At 63.3% G+C, this 15532-nt stretch carries 17 protein-coding genes; 14 read left to right on the top strand and 3 right to left on the bottom strand.

Annotation, left to right across the window (positions count from 1 at the left end; all coding sequences use genetic code 11):
• The first annotated feature begins 134 nt into the window (after positions 1-134).
• From NITMOv2_RS20685 to NITMOv2_RS20670, 4 genes are read left to right on the top strand one after another with little or no spacing between them, the layout of a single operon-like run.
• A complete protein-coding gene (locus NITMOv2_RS20685) occupies positions 135-1217 on the top strand; it encodes a HEAT repeat domain-containing protein (protein WP_053381659.1) in 1083 nt (360 codons plus the stop codon).
• A 41-nt stretch (positions 1218-1258) separates the two neighbouring features.
• Positions 1259-2356 carry a HEAT repeat domain-containing protein gene (locus NITMOv2_RS20680; RefSeq protein WP_053381658.1) on the top strand — a complete coding sequence of 366 codons (1098 nt, stop codon included), beginning with the start codon at positions 1259-1261 and terminating at the stop codon, positions 2354-2356.
• Entirely contained in the window at positions 2353-3117 is a 765-nt protein-coding gene (locus NITMOv2_RS20675) for a HEAT repeat domain-containing protein (protein WP_053381657.1), read from the top strand. The genes NITMOv2_RS20680 and NITMOv2_RS20675 overlap by 4 nt, the downstream gene beginning before the upstream one ends.
• A gap of 29 nt (positions 3118-3146) precedes the next feature.
• The gene (locus NITMOv2_RS20670) at positions 3147-3854 is read left to right on the top strand and encodes a HEAT repeat domain-containing protein (protein ID WP_053381656.1); all 708 of its coding nucleotides are present in this window, start codon (positions 3147-3149) and stop codon (positions 3852-3854) included.
• Between the two features lie 9 nt (positions 3855-3863).
• On the opposite strand, the gene NITMOv2_RS20665 is transcribed toward NITMOv2_RS20670, so the two are convergent.
• On the bottom strand, positions 3864-5180 hold the full coding sequence (locus NITMOv2_RS20665; protein ID WP_053381655.1) for a UDP-glucose dehydrogenase family protein: 1317 nt from the start codon (positions 5178-5180) through the stop codon (positions 3864-3866).
• Positions 5181-5394: 214 nt separating this feature from the next.
• On the opposite strand from NITMOv2_RS20665, the gene NITMOv2_RS20660 reads away from it, so the two are divergent.
• Together NITMOv2_RS20660 and NITMOv2_RS20655 are read left to right on the top strand one after the other, a co-directional pair.
• The gene (locus tag NITMOv2_RS20660) at positions 5395-6945 is read left to right on the top strand and encodes a fused MFS/spermidine synthase (RefSeq protein WP_053381654.1); all 1551 of its coding nucleotides are present in this window, start codon (positions 5395-5397) and stop codon (positions 6943-6945) included.
• Between the two features lie 257 nt (positions 6946-7202).
• The gene (locus NITMOv2_RS20655) at positions 7203-7682 is read left to right on the top strand and encodes a hypothetical protein (protein ID WP_053381653.1); all 480 of its coding nucleotides are present in this window, start codon (positions 7203-7205) and stop codon (positions 7680-7682) included.
• 88 nt (positions 7683-7770) lie between these two features.
• Here NITMOv2_RS20655 and NITMOv2_RS20650 read toward each other — a convergent pair whose 3' ends face one another.
• Together NITMOv2_RS20650 and NITMOv2_RS20645 are read right to left on the bottom strand one after the other, a co-directional pair.
• Positions 7771-8106 carry a hypothetical protein gene (locus tag NITMOv2_RS20650; protein ID WP_053381652.1) on the bottom strand — a complete coding sequence of 112 codons (336 nt, stop codon included), beginning with the start codon at positions 8104-8106 and terminating at the stop codon, positions 7771-7773.
• A gap of 179 nt (positions 8107-8285) precedes the next feature.
• The gene (locus tag NITMOv2_RS20645) at positions 8286-8633 is read right to left on the bottom strand and encodes a 4Fe-4S dicluster domain-containing protein (protein WP_053381651.1); all 348 of its coding nucleotides are present in this window, start codon (positions 8631-8633) and stop codon (positions 8286-8288) included.
• Between the two features lie 181 nt (positions 8634-8814).
• Between NITMOv2_RS20645 and NITMOv2_RS20640 the strand changes: the two genes are divergently transcribed.
• The 8 genes from NITMOv2_RS20640 (at position 8815) to NITMOv2_RS20605 (ending at position 15507) form a co-directional block, all read left to right on the top strand.
• Positions 8815-9327, top strand: a complete 513-nt coding sequence (locus tag NITMOv2_RS20640; RefSeq protein WP_145976459.1) for a DUF192 domain-containing protein — start codon at positions 8815-8817, stop codon at positions 9325-9327.
• 33 nt (positions 9328-9360) lie between these two features.
• A complete protein-coding gene (locus NITMOv2_RS20635) occupies positions 9361-9678 on the top strand; it encodes a Rieske (2Fe-2S) protein (RefSeq protein WP_053381649.1) in 318 nt (105 codons plus the stop codon).
• Between the two features lie 4 nt (positions 9679-9682).
• Positions 9683-10027: a protease inhibitor I42 family protein gene (locus NITMOv2_RS20630; RefSeq protein WP_053381648.1), complete on the top strand. Its 345-nt coding sequence runs from the start codon at positions 9683-9685 to the stop codon at positions 10025-10027.
• Positions 10002-10868, top strand: coding sequence for a D-amino-acid transaminase (gene dat, locus NITMOv2_RS20625; protein WP_053381647.1), 867 nt, complete (start codon positions 10002-10004; stop codon positions 10866-10868). Before NITMOv2_RS20630 ends, dat begins: the two co-directional genes overlap by 26 nt.
• Positions 10869-10969: 101 nt before the next feature.
• Entirely contained in the window at positions 10970-11461 is a 492-nt protein-coding gene (locus tag NITMOv2_RS20620; protein WP_053381646.1) for a ribosome maturation factor RimP, read from the top strand.
• Positions 11462-11501: 40 nt separating this feature from the next.
• Positions 11502-12671 (top strand): transcription termination factor NusA, encoded by a 1170-nt coding sequence (gene nusA / locus NITMOv2_RS20615; protein WP_053381645.1) that lies wholly within the window; start codon positions 11502-11504, stop codon positions 12669-12671.
• Between the two features lie 10 nt (positions 12672-12681).
• Positions 12682-15198, top strand: coding sequence for a translation initiation factor IF-2 (infB, locus tag NITMOv2_RS20610; protein ID WP_053381644.1), 2517 nt, complete (start codon positions 12682-12684; stop codon positions 15196-15198).
• 18 nt (positions 15199-15216) lie between these two features.
• Positions 15217-15507, top strand: a complete 291-nt coding sequence (locus NITMOv2_RS20605) for a DUF503 domain-containing protein (RefSeq protein ID WP_238590410.1) — start codon at positions 15217-15219, stop codon at positions 15505-15507.
• The last annotated feature ends 25 nt before the right edge of the window (positions 15508-15532 follow it).

Below are 15532 nucleotides of genomic sequence, written 5' to 3'. Positions count from 1 at the left end.
TCCTTCGTGAAAGATCGGCACAATAGTGAACCTTTTTGGCGCGCGTTTCCAGACCCGGCTTGAGCGGGTGTCACTTCGTTGACCCTGCGAAAAACCCTGTGTTAGGGTTATCGGCTCGATTCGAGAGGTGCCGCGTGGCGGATCAAGTTGCCGAGCAGATTGCCGCCCTCCGAGATGAGGATTGGGCGATCCGTGAAGAAGCGGCCCTGCTCCTGGGCCGCCTGAAAGACAGCCGGGCCGTCCATCCGCTCGTGTCAACGTTGAAAGACCGGGATCGATCCGTGCGAGAGGCCGCCATCGCCGCGCTGACCTCTATCGGGGAACCGTCCGTGTTGGCCGTGGGGGGCTGCCTGGCCGATCCGGATCTGTCCGTCCAGGAAGCCGCCTCGGCCGTCTTGGCCTCCATCGCCGACGACCGGGTGCTGGAGCCTCTGCTGCGGGCGGTCGCCAGCGGCGATTGGATCGTCCGGATGCATGCGGCGAAGGCGGTGGGGCGCCTGAAGAATCCCCGCTCCGTGCCGGCGCTGATTCCGCTCTTGCAGGACAAGGTCAAAGCCGTACGCGAGGAAACCTCCACCGCGCTGGCGGCGATCGGCGAAGCCGCGATTCCGGCGCTTGTGGATGCATTGCGAGATCATGAGTGGCTGGTGCGGTTGCATGCGGTGGAGGCGTTAGGCAAGACGCGCTCCCGGACGGCGGTCCAACCGCTGCTGTCGGTCCTGTTCAACGACGCGGATTCCGCCGTGCGCGAAGACGCGATCCGGGCGCTCGGGGAGATCGGCGATCCTGAAGCGGTGGAATTTTTGTTCATCGCCATGAGAGACCCCGCACTCCGCACGCTCGCGGTAGAAGCGCTTGGCCGGATTGGGGACCGCCGGGCGGTGCCCGTCTTGATCGACGTGGTGGCCGGCACGAACCCTCCGGATGCGCCCCGCGCCGTCGCCGGGTGCGGCGACCGGTGGAATGAGGAAGTCATCACGCAGGGCGCGGCCGTGCGGGCGTTGGGGGCGATCGGCGACGAGGCCGCGCTGCCCGCGCTGGTCGCGGCGCTGGCACCCACGTTCACCAGGGCGGAAGCGTCCGCCGCATTGGCGAAGTTCGGCTCGAAAGTGATTCCGCTGCTGCTGCCCCTGCTGACGGGTTCGCAGGACGAGAACCTCCGGTATCATGTGAAGGAGACGCTGGCGCTGGTGGGATGGAGAGCGGGGCGGATGTGACGGCACAAGGAAAAAGTACAAGGGTAAAAATGTAATCGGCCATGTCGAAGGAAACGATCGAAACGCTGGTCTCCGAGCTGGTCCACGAAGAGGATTGGCGGCGCATGCGCGCGACGGCGGCCTGCGTGGCAGGCGGTCCCAGGGCCGTTCATGCATTGATCGAGGCGCTGCGGAGCGGCTCGCCCGAGTTGAAGCGGGAAGCGGCGGCCATGCTGGCGCGGTTGAAAGACCCGCAGGCCGGCGTGGCGCTGGTGGGCCTGTTGCAGGACGAGGATGACGCCGTCCGCAAAGCGGGCGCCGCGGCCTTGGAGCAGATGGCCGGTGTCTTGGATATGGAGACGGCGGCGGCGCTGGTGGCCTTGCTGCCCCAGATGCCGGACGGCGACATGCGCCGGCTCGTCACGCATCTCATCGGCGCGATCCCGACGGCCGTCGCGCCGTTGTGCGACATGCTCAAACATCCGGATCCGGAGGCGCAGGTGACGGCGGCGACGATGCTGGATCAGTTGCTTGATCCCCGATCGGTCGACGCCTTCATCGATGCCATGGGGCAGCCGGCCGTCCGCGACATTGCGGTCGGCACGCTCAAGAAGCTCCAGGCGATCCGCGAACGGATCGATGCGGCGTTCAACGAGCTGCGCAACGTCGAAGGCGCGAGCGAGCGGGAAGAAGCGCGCATGGCGACGGTGATCGATCTCCTGGGCATCGGACGGCCGAGCGTTGAGATCCTGATCGAATATCTGGAGGACGAGGATTGGTTGGTGCGGGAAGCGGCCGCCGATCTGCTGGGAAAGATCGCGGACGTCCGGGCCGTCGAACCGTTGATGAAGCGTCTGGCGCGGGACAAGGACACGGGCGTGAAGGAGCTCGCGATCAAGGCGCTGGGCCTGATCGGCGACGCCCGGCCGACCCCGCTCTACTTGGAAGCGATTCCCATCCGGCCGCTCCGGGTCTATGCGATGGAGGCGCTCGCGAAGATCAAGGATGTGGAAGTGCTGCGCCCGCATAAAGATTTGTTCGACCGGCTGCGCACCGACCGCGACGGATTGGTCGCCTACAACGCCGGCTTGATCGCCGATAAACTGGAAGCCTTGTCCGCCGTGCAGATGACGGGACAGGAAGGAAACCCATCGCCATGAGTCATGACACGGAATCCGACCGGATCGACCAGCTGATTTCCGCGCTGCGCGACGAGAACGAGGCGCTGCGGGACCATGCCATCGCGAGCCTCGGACAGGCGGGACCCGACGCCATCCCGCGGCTGATCGGGCTGATGGCCGACGAAGACGTGGTCATCCGGGAAGCGGCGACGAGCGCGGCGGTGCGGATCGGGCCTTCGATTCTCGCGCCGATGTTGGAGGCCCTGGAGGACGACGAATGGGCGATTCGGGAGCAGGCCGCCTCCGCGCTCGGCAAATTGAAAGATCCGCGGGCGGTCGAGCCGCTGGTCAAGGCGCTGAAAGACAAGGACGGGGCGGTCCGCACGGCGGCCGTCTGGGCGCTGGAGCGGATCGGCGATCCGCGCGCCGTGCCGGGATTGGTCGAAGCGCTGGGCGACAGCACGCTGCGCGAAGACGTGGCGCGCGTGCTCAAGAAGATCGGCGACGTGCGGGCGGTCGAGGCGTTGATCGACGGGTTGCTCGGCAACAATTGGATGGTGCGCCGGCATGCGGCGGAGGCGCTGGGCAAGATCGGCGATCCGCGCGGCGTGCCGCCGCTCATCGAATCGCTGAAAGATGAAGACTGGCTCGTGCGCCGCAATGCGGCCGAGTCGCTGGCCCGGCTGGGCGCCAAGGAAGCGATCCCACCGCTGCTGCCGTTGTTGGAAGACGAAAATACGATGGTGCAGGAGACGGTCGAGGGGGTCCTGGCCAGCCTCGGATGGAAAGCCGCTCAGTAATCGTTCACCTTTATTAAAGGATAGCTGACATGGCAGACGACGCTCCGGTGAAGTTGATCCAAATCGGTCCCAAAGGCGGCGAGAAAAAAGACGGCTTCAATCTCGTCACCGAACGCGTGGTGGCCGTCAATCCCGAAGCCAAGCAGGTCGAAGTGGAGCTGCTGGCCTACGACGGGAAGACGGTCGTCCTTGAGGTAGCGGAGGAGGCGCTCGAGGATCTCAAAAAGCTCAAGGTCGGAGACGGCGCGACGATCCGTGTCGTCGAGGAAGGCGGCAAGCGCGTCGCCAAGAATTTCCGCATCCGCGCGAAGGATCCCAACGCCGCCAAGGCGGATGCGATGCTGCTGGATCTGAAAGACCCGCATTGGCTCAATCGCAAATACGCGGCCGAAGTCTTGGGCGAATTGAAAGACGAGCGCGCCGTGGAGCCGCTGGTCGCGGCCCTCACGGATGAAGTCGGCGACGTCCGGCAACGGGCCTATGATTCATTGATCAAGCTGGGCGGCGTGGCCGTGCCGTCGCTCATTCCCCTGTTGGTGTCGGAGGAAGACGAAATCCGGCAGTCGGCAACCGAGATCATCAGGAAAATCGGCAAGCCGGCCGTCGAGCCGATGGCGACGGCGCTCACCGAGGCCGACGACCGGCTGAAGAGCCGGATCATGAAGGTGCTGGACCGGATGGGTTATAAACCGAAGGTCAAGGACGAAGCCAAGGTGGAGTTGCCCAAACTTTCATAGGAAGCCGGCTCACTGCGGATCGAGCGGCGGCCGCCCGACCGACACGTGGCGGAAGCCGGCCGCCGCGACTCTCTGTGGATCGTAGACGTTCCGAAGATCGAGCAGGAGCGGCCGCCGCATGACGGATTTCAGTCGCTCGAAGTCGAGATTCCTGAACTGGTTCCACTCGGTTACGATGATGAGGGCGTCGGCGCCCTCCGCCGCGTGATAGGCGTCCCGGCAGGCCTGCAGCTTCGGCAAGGCGCGGCAGGCTTCTTCCAGGGCGGCGGGATCATAGACGCGGACGGCCGCGCCGGCCGCGAGCAGCTCCTGCCCGAGCGCCAGCGCCGGCGCTTCCCGTAGATCGTTGGTGTTGGGCTTGAACGAAAGCCCCAGCATCGCCAGCGTTTTCCCGGCGACGTCTCCTGTCGCCTCCCGGATCTTCTTCACCATCTGCCTGAGCTGGTTCTGGTTGACCCGCGAAGCGGCCGAGGCGATCTGCATCGGCAAGCCGTTTCGCTCGCCCGTTTGAATCAGCGCCGCCAAATCTTTCGGAAAGCAGGACCCCCCGAATCCCGGCCCGGCATGGAGGAACTTTGAGCCGATCCGGTGATCGAGGCCCATTCCCTTTGCGACCATCTGCACGTTGGCGCCGACCTTCTCGCAGAGATTGGCGATCTCGTTGATGAACGAAATCTTCGTCGCGAGAAAGGCGTTGGAGGCATACTTGATCAATTCGGCCGTCGGCACGTCGGTGACCACGAATGGCGTTTCAATGAGGTACAACGGTCGATACAAATCCTTCATGATGGCGACGGCCTGATCGCTGTCGGCGCCGATCACCACGCGGTTCGGCCGCATGAAATCCTCGATCGCGGAGCCCTCGCGGAGAAACTCGGGGTTCGACACGATGTCGAACCGGATGGGCTCTTGCTGGGTTTTCTTGATGACGGCGCGAATCGCCTCGCCGGTGCCCACCGGCACGGTGGATTTCGTCACGATGACTTTGTAGCCCGTCATATACCGGGCGATGCCCCGCCCGACTTCTTCCACGAAGGACAGATCGGCGGAGCCGTCTTCTTTGGGCGGTGTGCCGACGGCGATGAAAATGACCAACGCCTTGTCGACCGCTTTGGCGATGTCGGTGGTGAAGGACAGGCGGTTTTCCTTCAGTCCCTTGGCGACCAGCTCCGTAATGCCCGGTTCGTAGAACGGCACGTCGCCCTTTTCCAGGCGCGCGATCCGTTTCGCATCATTATCCATGCAGGTGACGTTGACGCCGAACTCCGCAAAGCAGGCTCCCGTCACCAGTCCGACATATCCCGTTCCGATCACGCTAATGTGCATGGGACGATCTCCTTCGCGTCATGCCAGCGGAACCGAGTATAGCAACGGGCGGCGGTGGGGGCAATTTAAGAGTGATCCCTTCCTTGTCGCCGCTCGTTTCATTGACTCCGGCAAAACGGGTTCAGTACAATTCCCGGCGCTTGCGAAACCGACGATTCACGATCTCCGGCCCGGCCGCTCACCTGTTGTGACCGCCTGTTGATCCACACGTACGATGGCAGACACTCCACGCATCTCGCGCACGTTTCTTCTCTTCACCGCGCTGGTGACGGGTGCCGTGGTCATGGCGCTGGAAATCCTCGGGAGCCGGCTCCTCGCGCCGGTGTTCGGAAATTCGCTGTTTGTGTGGGGCGCGCTCATCGGGGTGATTCTCGCCGCCATGAGCAGCGGCTACGCGTTCGGCGGATGGATCTCCGATCGATACAGAGGCGGCGCGGTGTTGGCGGGACTCTTGCTGTTTTCCGGCGGATGGACGTTTCTCGTCGCCTGGGCCAGCCAGCCGGTCTTGTTCCAGGTTGAAAAACTCATTGAAGACCCGCGGTGGGGGCCGACGTTGGCCGCGACAGTGCTGCTGGCCCCTCCGGCCTTCGGCCTGAGCGGCGTGCTGCCGGCGATGCTGCGCCTGGCCGTCGCGGATATGGACCATCTGGGCCGACACACCGGCCGGATGATCGCGTTGTCCACGGTCGGCAGCCTGTTGGGAACCTGGGGGACGGCGTTTTTTCTGCTCTCATGGATCGGCAGCCAAGCCTTGGTCGCCTGGTTGGGTACGGTCCAGGTGGCGCTTGGGCTGTGGTGGCTGTGGCTCGCCAAGCCCGTGCGTTTCGCGGCGACGATGGCGGCTGGCGCCCTGCTGTCGTTCTTATTGGGAGCGTTGGCCCTGCGCCCGGTGCAGAAACTGCAGCCGCCCGTCTATCAAGAAGACAGTCCGTACCAGCAGGTCCGCATCCGTGACGATCAGCTGTTTCGGTATCTGGTCTTGGACCGGACGTTTCACGCGGTCATGTGGAAGGCGGATCCGATCTCGCTCTTTCTTCCCTATAGCCAATTGATGGTGGCGTCGCTCGCGATGACGCCGGAGCCGAAACGTGGGCTCATCTTGGGCCATGGCGGAGGATCGCTCGCCAAATGGCTGGCGCGCTACCATCCGGCGCTCGAGTTGGACGTGGTGGAGTTCGACCCCGTCGTGGTGCGGATGGCAGAGGCCTATTTCGGCTATCGGCCGCCGGCCAATCATCACGTGTTCGTGAAGGACGGACGCGCCTTCCTCAATGCGACCGGCCATGTCTATGACGTCATTTGGATCGACGCCTTCGCGCGGCACATGATTCCCTTCCATCTCACCACGGCCGAGTTTTTTGAAACGGTGCGGGCGCGTCTCAGTCCGGACGGGGTGGTGGCGGTCAACCTGGCGTCGTCGGGCGAAGGGGGAGACACCGCCCGCGCCCAAGCCGTGGCGCGCACGATGAGCCGGGCGTTTCCGGTCATCGAGACGTATGCCGTCAAAGGCCCGTGGAAGGGCGGACAAGACAAAGCCGAGAATCTGATCTTTTTCGGCGGGGGGCCGATCGAACGGGGCGAGGCCGATCGGCTGGCCGCCAAAGTTACCGAGATGGCGCTGAACGAACGGCTGCCGATGGAATCGATCGCGCTCCTCGCGACCCGCCGCGCCGAGCCGTGGGCGCGCGGCGTCGTGTTGACCGACGATTTTGCGCCGTACGACCTGCTCATTGGACGGGAGGCGATTCGGTCGCAGCCTGACTAGGGAGTGAGCTAACCGGTTGAAGAGGCGAAGGGTTCTGAAGGAAGGCCGTCGACTTCCAGCCTCGCCGGCTGTGCCCAAAACCTGCTTGCTTCCGTTTTGACCCCTATGCTATAAGGATCGCCTTACGGCCGACAGTCAAACGTGCGACTCAGCATGATCAAGGTGGAAATTCGGCGGGGCAGTCAAGGCTCTCGGAGCGTGGCGGGAGTTATTTACCAACCTAATCACATCTCTTCTTCTTTTTAAGGAGGTAGGTCATGGGTAAGACGATGTTATCGGTCCTCTTTGGCCTCGGGATGGTCGTGGCGGGAGCCTCGGCTGCGTTTGCACTCCAGGCCGGCGGCGTGGAGGTCGGTGATTTGGAGACCGGATCCGTCGTGGGCCAGCCCTTCAAAGAACTCGAAGTGGACGCCGAACTCTACGCCGTCGAAATCGGCAACATGAAGACCTGGTATCCGCCTGTGACCGTCATCGATTTCAAGGTCCGTCCCGGGCGCCCGTTCTTGATCAAGGTGACGAACAACTCGTCAGGCGAGCACGGGTTCCTTCTTACCGCGGATGAGAACCAAGCCGCTCCCACCGTCCTCCGGGCCCAGGTGGTCCTGAAGCCGGGGGAGAGCAAGTATATCGGGATCCCGACGAGCGATCTGTTCTATGCGACGACGGGCAATACGCTCAAGTACAAGTGCCATCTGCACCCGGCGCACGTGGGCGGGAAGCTGGTGATGCTGAAGTAGTCGAGTCGTTCCCGGCCGAAAACACGAAGGCCCCGCGGGCAGCTCCGCGGGGCCTTTTCTTTTCCGGCCGCGGCCATGTGTGCGGCCGTTAGGCCTCTTCCGGCTTGCAATCCGGACCGTCTTCCAGCGGAACCCGCTGCGCCGCCGCCAGCTTGCCTTCGACGATCAGCAGCAAATAGCGATTCACCGTGGCCTCGGTCTGCTGTTTTTCCATGACGATGGTGTGGACATCCACGACCATCTCGTCTCCGTCCCATTGCGTGTCGTTGACGATCCAGAGATGGCTGGTGGCCTCGGGAAAGTGACGGGTCACGAACCCTTCGATGATGGCGCCGAGATCTCCGGTGCTCGCATGGGTGAACTGAGGAGAGAGCAATCCCAGGGTCAGGGCCATGATACTGCGGAGGATCCATCGGTGAGGCATGACTGCACCTCCAGAGTGGGAGTGAGAGGACTCGATCGCTGCTCGACTGAATTCTAGTCTTCAGCCGGCCGCAAGTCCAGCAAAGCGCGGGATCGGAGCGACGGAGAGAAAGAAAACCGGCCTCGCTCCTTCTGAAGCGAGGCCGGCAAAAACAGGAAACAACGAGGGCGCGGGAGCGATCAGTTCCGGACGCCGCTCCACACTTTGGCCGGATCGATGGTCTTGTCCGGGTTCAACGTTTTAGCTTTTTCCAGCAACGTCTCGGTCGTTTCCGGATAGGCCGGATCGGAGATGCAGCAGTTGTCGACCGGGCAGACGGCCGCGCACTGCGGTTCATCGAAGTGACCGACGCACTCGGTGCAGCGGTCATGGGTAATGACGTAGATATTGTCACCGACGCCCTGGCCGTCACCGACGTGGTTGCCTTTGCTTTCGGCGTCGCTTCTGGTTTCAAAAATCGCCTCGTTGGGACATTCGGGAAGGCATGCCCCACAGGAGATGCATTCATCGGTAATCAACAGTGCCATGACCCACGCCTCCTCTCACTGCATCGATATTGACAAGTTCCCGCCGCCCTGACAATAGTGCGCGGTAATTGATCGGCATTCTATTCTCTGATTCTTTTGCAAGTCAACAGAACCGACCCGCTCAGAAGGCCTAGATCGCGCGGATTTATGGGCCCTTGGGCCCAGCGGAGGGAGAGGGACGTTGCCGGCATTCACGGCTTCCATGCAATCATCGTCGGGCGATCGCGAGCAAAAGAAGAAACGGATCATCACGATGATCCTGTTGGCCGTGCTCCTTATGAGCGTGTCCGTCTTTCTCGTGGAGCGCAAAGAATCGAGCGTCATCGTCGTGACGTTTCCGAGCGGCGCGGAGGTCGAAGCGGAGGTGGCCGACACGCCGGAAAAGCTGCTCTTCGGCCTCGCCTTTCGCGACGGGTTGCCTCCCAACGGCGCGATGCTTTATATCTTCGAAGAAAACGGCCTGCATCGCGTACGGACCAGAGAGTACCGGTTTCCGATCGACATCCTCTGGGTCGATGAAAGCCACCACGTGGTCCATCTGTTGGAGCACGCCGAGCCTTGCTCCCATGATCCCTGCCCGTTCTACGGGCCGCCGCCCGGACCGGCGCGCTATGTGATCCAGGCTGAATCGGGATTCATCAGGAAGGCCGGCGTCTCGACCGGAGACGAACTGAAGTATGCGCTGCGCATGTGAGCGATTGTGTGGCCGGGCGAAAGGGAGCGCCGGATGGATGGATTTGTGAAAGTGGCCCAGGTCGGGGACGTGTCCCCCGGCCAGTCGAAGGTGGTGACGGTCAACGGCCGGGCCATCGCGCTGTTCAATCTCGAGGGTAAGTACTATGCGATCCACAACATCTGCCCGCACGAGGGCGGGCCGCTGAACGAGGGCCGGCTGAAAGGTCATGTCGTCGCCTGTCCCTGGCACGATTTGGCGTTTGACGTCCGCAACGGACAGGGGATCGACGGCGGCGGCTATTGTGTCGGCAGCTACGAGGTCCGCCTGGAGGGCGCCGATATTCTCGTCGGGCCCCGGCGAAAGACGTAGCGCCATGCAGACCTCCGGCCAAGACGCGCGCGTGCCGCCCGGCGTCGGCGATCGGCGGGTGATCACCGCGCACGTGGGACGGCCGTTCACCATCCGTCTCTGGGAAGATCGCACGCGGGGGGAGCTGTGGATTCCGTCGTTCGACACGGCGGCTCTGACTCTGTCGGGCGACGAGTATTTGCGCATCGCCGGCAACAACGCCGTCGACAACGGGCAGCGCATGTTCGAGTTCCAGGCCGCCAAGCCGGGAACGCACCAGATCGTGTTCGAAAAGCGGATGGGATGGAAGTTTACCGCGGAAGATCGCCGCGTGTTCGAGATTGATGCCGCCGACGCCGCGGGGGAATGACGTGCCGGACATCGCGTTCATCAACGGCCGCTTCGTCCCCTGGGAGGATGCGACCGTCCCGATCGAAGACCGCGGGTTTCAATTCGGCGACGGCGTCTATGAAGTGATCCGCACCTATCGCGGCATGCCGTTCGAGCTGGACGCCCATCTGCGGCGTCTGGACCGGAGCGCCGCCGAGCTGCAGCTCCCCTCGCCGTATCGCCATGCTGACTGGCGCGCGTGGATCGATGCCGGGATCGAGCAGGCCGGATATCCGGAAGCCAAGATTTATCTCCAGATCACCAGGGGCGTCGCGCCGCGCGACCATGCGTTTCCGGCCGATGCTCGGCCGACGACGGTCATGACGATCCGTGAGCTGCATCCGTTGCCGGACGACACACGGAGTCGAGGTGTGAAGGCCAAGACCGTGGAGGATCTCCGCTGGGGGCGGTGCGATATCAAGAGCGTCAATCTGCTGCCCAATGTCCTCGCCCGGCAGGACGCCAAGCGAGCGGGCGTCTTCGAGGCGATCCTGGTCAAGGACGGATGGGTGACGGAAGGGTCCGTGAGCAACGTCCTGGCCGTTCGGCAGGGCAGGATCGTCACGGCTCCCGAAGGGCCCCGGATTTTGTCCGGCGTCACGCGGCACGTCGTGCTGGAGTTGGCGCGGAAAGAGGCGTTCCCGATCGAAGAACGGTATCTGTCCCTCCCCGATCTCTATGCCGCCGACGAAGTGTTTCTGACCGGGACGACGGTCGAAGTGCTGGGAGTGATCGACATCGACGGCCGCCAAATCGGCGCCGGTGTGCCGGGCGCGATCACGACGAGGCTTGCGGCGCAATGGGCGGCCATGACCGCGTGACGCCCCTTGCTTTGCAGGGGGGTGCATGGTATGGTGCTGCCTCTGGAAGTGGGCCTCAAGCCCACTTTTTTGTTTGAGCTGGTGTCGAGCAGAGGAAAGAGGTGGACAAGCCGGAGCATGGATCCCGGTCGGTCGTCGACCGGCTGCAGGAGATCGTCTCTCCGATCTTGTGGTCCCTCGGGTTGGATCTCGTCGAAGTGCTGTGTGTCGGACAGGGGCCTCGGTCGATCGTCCGTGTGCTCATCGACAAGCCGGGCGGCGTCACCATCACCGACTGTGAGCAGGCGCACAAGGCGCTGGGTCCGGCCCTCGACGTGGCGGATCCGTTTCCGCACGCCTATACACTCGAAGTGTCTTCACCCGGCCTCGATCGCCCGTTCAAACGGCTGGAAGACTACCGGCGTGCCCTGGGGAAACGGGTGAACATCAAGCTCCGCCAGCCGCTCGATGGGCAGTGGCGGGTCGCCGGCGAGTTGGCGCAGGTCGACGAGCGGTCCGTGACGCTGGCCGTCTCGACGGACAAGACCCCGCCGCGGCATGTGATACTGGAGCTGCCGATGATCGCGGAGGCGAGACTGGTCGTGGCCATTTAGGCTGCCGGTGAGTGGCCGGCGGCCGGCAGGAGCGTGACGCATGAACCGAGAATTGATTTCAGTCATCGACGAGATCGGACGCCAGAAGGGGATCGACAAGGCGCGCGTCATCGGCGCGATCGAATCCGCCCTGCAGACGGCGGCGAAGAAGCGCTTCGGGCAGGCGGAAAACATTCAAGTCGAAATCGACCCCAAGACCGGCGAAATCTCGGTCGTCTCCAAGAAAACGATCGTTGATACGGTCAGCAATCCCAAAGCGGAAATCTCGCTGCAGGAGGCCCGGCAGTACGACAGCGAAGCGGAGATCGGCGACGAGATCGGCTCGTTGATCGAAATGGACGAGCTCGGCCGCATCGCGGCGCAAACGGCGAAACAGGTCATCTTTCAGAAGGTCCGCGAAGCCGAATGGGAAGCGGTGCAGAAAGAGTATTCGACGCGGCAGGGCGATCTGGTCAACGGCATCATTCTCGGGATGGAGCGGCGGAATTATCTGGTCGATCTCGGCAAGACGGAGGCTATTCTCCCGATCCAGGAGCAGATTCCCCGGGAGACGTATCGGCGCGGAGACCGCGTCAAGGCGATGCTGCTGGAAGTCCGACGGACGCCGAAAGACGTGCAGGTGATTCTGTCGAGAAGCCATCCACAATTCGTCGCGAAGCTGTTCGAGCTGGAAGTGCCGGAAGTCATGGAAAAGATCGTGGAGATCAAGTCGGTGGTCCGGGAGCCGGGCGATCGGACGAAGATCGCCGTCACGTCCCGTGAAAAGGCCGTGGACCCGGTGGGCGCCTGCGTCGGGATCAAGGGCTCCCGCGTGCAGGCGGTCGTGCGCGAGCTGCGCGGGGAAAAGATCGACATCATCACCTGGACGCAGGATCCGCGCGTCTTCATCGCGGAGGCGCTGAACCCGGCCACGATCGAAAAAGTGGGCATCGACGAGGAGAAGAAATCGGCCCTGGTCGTCGTGGCCGACTCCCAGTTGTCGCTCGCGATCGGAAAGAACGGCCAGAACGTCCGGCTCGCCGCCCGGCTGACGGGCTGGAAGATCGACATCATCAGCGCCACGGAATACGAAAAGGAAAAAGTGGAGCGGGACAAGGAAATCAAGGCGGCGCTCGCCGAAGAAGCCGAAGCGCAACGGCTCCAGGAAGAAGCGCGGCTGGCCGCGCGGGCCGAGGCGAGCGAGGAGGCAGGCGCCGAGTCGGCAGGATAGGTTGTTTGCTATGCGCGTCTACGAACTCGCCAAGAAGTTGGGCATGGAAAATCGGGATCTCATTCCCGAATTGAAAAAGATGGGTGTGTCCGTCGCCTCTCACAGCAGCGCGCTGGATGAGGACGTGGTCCAGAAGGTCATGGAGAAATTGGCCCCGAGGACGAAGGGAGCCGGCAAATCGGCGGACGAATCGAGCCACGGCTTGCGCGCCGCCGGGAAGGGAGCGGTCGAAGAGCCTTCCAAACCGGACAAGCGCCGGATTCTCATCAAGCGCAAGAAGGAAGATGAGCCGGCCGAATCGGCCGTCATCGTTCCGACCGGCGAGATCGAAGCAGCCGCTCCGGCTCCGGCGGGCTTGCATGCGCCCGCCGCGCCCGTGCACCAGCCTCAAGCTGGAGAGCCGACCCACATGCAGCCGGCAGAGCCGCTCGTCCATCGCGAACCGGCGCCGCCCGCTTCCGTTCCGTCCGCGCCGGCGGTGGAACCGGCGAAGCCGCTGGCCCCCGCGCAACCGAGCGCCGGCGTCACGCTGGAGCCGGTGACCGGGAAGAAAAAGAGCATGGCGTTCGAGGCGATCGAAGCGGAAAGCCAGAAAGACAAGCTCAAGAAAGCGCGCAAGCCCGGCCGTCCGAAAGACGAGCAGGACGTCAAATTCCGTGAAGACGCCGCGCGCTGGTCGGATCTTCGTGCGATCCCCGTGCAGCGGCGGGATGACCGGTCCAAGCATGTCCATCACAGCGCCCCCGGCGAAATCACCAAGCCCCGCAAGAAGAGCGTGAAGGTCACGCCCCGCACCACCGTGAAGGAGTTCGCGGAGCTCATCGGTCAGCGACCGGCGGACATCGTCCGCAAGCTGATGGAGATGGGCCAGATGCTGACCTTCAATCAGCCGATGAACATGGATGCCGCGTCGATGATCGCCGACGAAGTCGGCATCAAAATCGAGATCGCGGTGGAAAAAGCGGGAGAGGATTTGTTGCAGGACGTGGTGGACACGGGCGGCGAGGAACGTCCCGAGCCGCGGCCTCCGGTGGTGACCATCATGGGCCACGTCGACCACGGGAAAACCTCGCTGCTCGACGCTATCCGGCAAACGAAGGTGGCCGAGGGAGAAGCGGGGGGAATCACGCAACATATTGGCGCCTATACCGTCTCCGTGCACGGGAAGCAGGTCACCTTCCTCGATACGCCGGGACACGAAGCCTTCACCGCCATGCGCGCGCGCGGCGCCAAGGTGACGGACATCGTCATTCTGGTCGTGGCGGCCGACGACGGCGTCATGCCGCAGACCATCGAAGCGATCCACCATGCCAAGGCCGCTGGCGTGCCCTTGATCGTCGCCATTAATAAGATCGACAAGCCCGGCGCCAACCCCGACCGCGTCAGGAACGCGCTGTCGGAGCATGGGCTGATCTCGGAAGCTTGGGGCGGCGATACCATCATGGTGGAAGTGTCCGCCAAGCAAAAGACCGGACTGGACCAGTTGCTCGAAATGATCCTGTTGCAGTCCGAAGTCCTGGAATTGAAAGCCGATCCCCACCGGCAAGCGAGAGGCGCGGTCGTGGAGGCCAAGCTGGAACGAGGCCGTGGTCCGGTAGCCACCGTGCTGGTGCAAAGCGGCACGCTGAAAGCGGGCGATGTGTTCGTCGTCGGCACCTTCAGCGGACGAGTCCGGGCGCTGATCAACGATCGCGGACAGAAAATTCAGCAAGCCGGTCCCTCCATCCCGGTGGAAGTGATCGGGTTGCCGGGCGTGCCGTCGGCCGGCGATGTGTTTCAAGTGGTGTCCGACGAGCGGGTGGCGCGCGAAATCGCCGAAGAGCGGGCGCGCAAGCAGCGCGCCGCCGAGCTGGCCGGCCCCGCGAAGGTGAGCCTGGACGATCTCTTCGCCAAGATCCAAGAAGGATCGGTGAAGGAGCTGGCCTTGGTGATCAAAGCCGACGTACAGGGATCGTCCGAAGCCCTGGCCGGCGCCGTCGAAAAACTGCCGACCGAATCGGTGAAGCTGCGGGTGATTCACAACGGCGTGGGCGGCATCACCGAATCCGACGTGCTGCTCGCCGCAGCCTCGCGCGCCATCATCATCGGATTCAACATCAGGCCGGAGCCGAAGGCGGCCGCGTTGGCGGAGCAGCAGGGCGTCGACATTCGGCTCTACACCATCATTTATGACGCCATCGCCGACATCAAAGCGGCCATGGAAGGATTGCTGGAACCGACCCTCAAGGAGCGGACCTTGGGACGGGCCGAGGTGCGGCAGGTCTTCACCATCCCCAAGGCCGGCACGGTCGCCGGCTCCTATGTGCTGGAAGGAACGATCACCCGCGCCAGCGCCGGGGTACGGGTCATCCGGGACAATGTCGTGGTCTATCAAGGCAAGCTCGCCTCGCTGCGGCGCTTCAAGGACGACGTGCGGGAAGTGCAGCAGGGGTACGAGTGCGGCTTGAGCATCGAGAACTTCAACGATGTGAAGGTCGGCGACGTGATCGAAGCCTATACCGTCGATAAGATCGCGGCCAAGCTCTGAGGATGCTCAAACCGGTCCATGTCCGATATGGTTGTCGGGGTCTGCACCGTTGAATTGTTCATGTCCGACAGCCAATCGCTGAAAGACAAGCGGCAGGTGCTGCACAGCATCAAAGATCGGCTGCGTGGAAAGTTCAATCTGTCCGTGGCCGAGGTGGAGGGGCAGGACCTGTGGCAAAAGGCCGTGCTCGGGATGGCCTGCGTGGCGAACGAAGGCGGTCACGTCAACCAGGTGCTCGAACAAGCGCTCAATCTGATCCGCGGCGTTCCTACGGTGGAGATCGTTCGGAGCCAGATGGAACTGTTATAGAGGCAGACGCGATGTTGGCAGTGGG

This window comes from Nitrospira moscoviensis (genome assembly GCF_001273775.1).
Taxonomy (GTDB): domain Bacteria; phylum Nitrospirota; class Nitrospiria; order Nitrospirales; family Nitrospiraceae; genus Nitrospira_D; species Nitrospira_D moscoviensis.
This window is presented reverse-complemented; position numbering and strand designations above follow the sequence as displayed.

Coding starts and splice junctions, on each gene's coding strand:
- NITMOv2_RS20680 (WP_053381658.1), top strand. CDS start 1,259: ATGTCGAAGGAAACGATCGAAACGCTGGTCTCCGAGCTGGTCCACGAA.
- NITMOv2_RS20675 (WP_053381657.1), top strand. CDS start 2,353: ATGAGTCATGACACGGAATCCGACCGGATCGACCAGCTGATTTCCGCG.
- NITMOv2_RS20670 (WP_053381656.1), top strand. CDS start 3,147: ATGGCAGACGACGCTCCGGTGAAGTTGATCCAAATCGGTCCCAAAGGC.
- NITMOv2_RS20665 (WP_053381655.1), bottom strand. CDS start 5,180: ATGCACATTAGCGTGATCGGAACGGGATATGTCGGACTGGTGACGGGA.
- NITMOv2_RS20660 (WP_053381654.1), top strand. CDS start 5,395: ATGGCAGACACTCCACGCATCTCGCGCACGTTTCTTCTCTTCACCGCG.
- NITMOv2_RS20655 (WP_053381653.1), top strand. CDS start 7,203: ATGGGTAAGACGATGTTATCGGTCCTCTTTGGCCTCGGGATGGTCGTG.
- NITMOv2_RS20650 (WP_053381652.1), bottom strand. CDS start 8,106: ATGCCTCACCGATGGATCCTCCGCAGTATCATGGCCCTGACCCTGGGA.
- NITMOv2_RS20645 (WP_053381651.1), bottom strand. CDS start 8,633: ATGGCACTGTTGATTACCGATGAATGCATCTCCTGTGGGGCATGCCTT.
- NITMOv2_RS20635 (WP_053381649.1), top strand. CDS start 9,361: ATGGATGGATTTGTGAAAGTGGCCCAGGTCGGGGACGTGTCCCCCGGC.
- NITMOv2_RS20630 (WP_053381648.1), top strand. CDS start 9,683: ATGCAGACCTCCGGCCAAGACGCGCGCGTGCCGCCCGGCGTCGGCGAT.
- dat (WP_053381647.1), top strand. CDS start 10,002: ATGCCGCCGACGCCGCGGGGGAATGACGTGCCGGACATCGCGTTCATC.
- nusA (WP_053381645.1), top strand. CDS start 11,502: ATGAACCGAGAATTGATTTCAGTCATCGACGAGATCGGACGCCAGAAG.
- infB (WP_053381644.1), top strand. CDS start 12,682: ATGCGCGTCTACGAACTCGCCAAGAAGTTGGGCATGGAAAATCGGGAT.
- NITMOv2_RS20605 (WP_238590410.1), top strand. CDS start 15,217: ATGTCCGATATGGTTGTCGGGGTCTGCACCGTTGAATTGTTCATGTCC.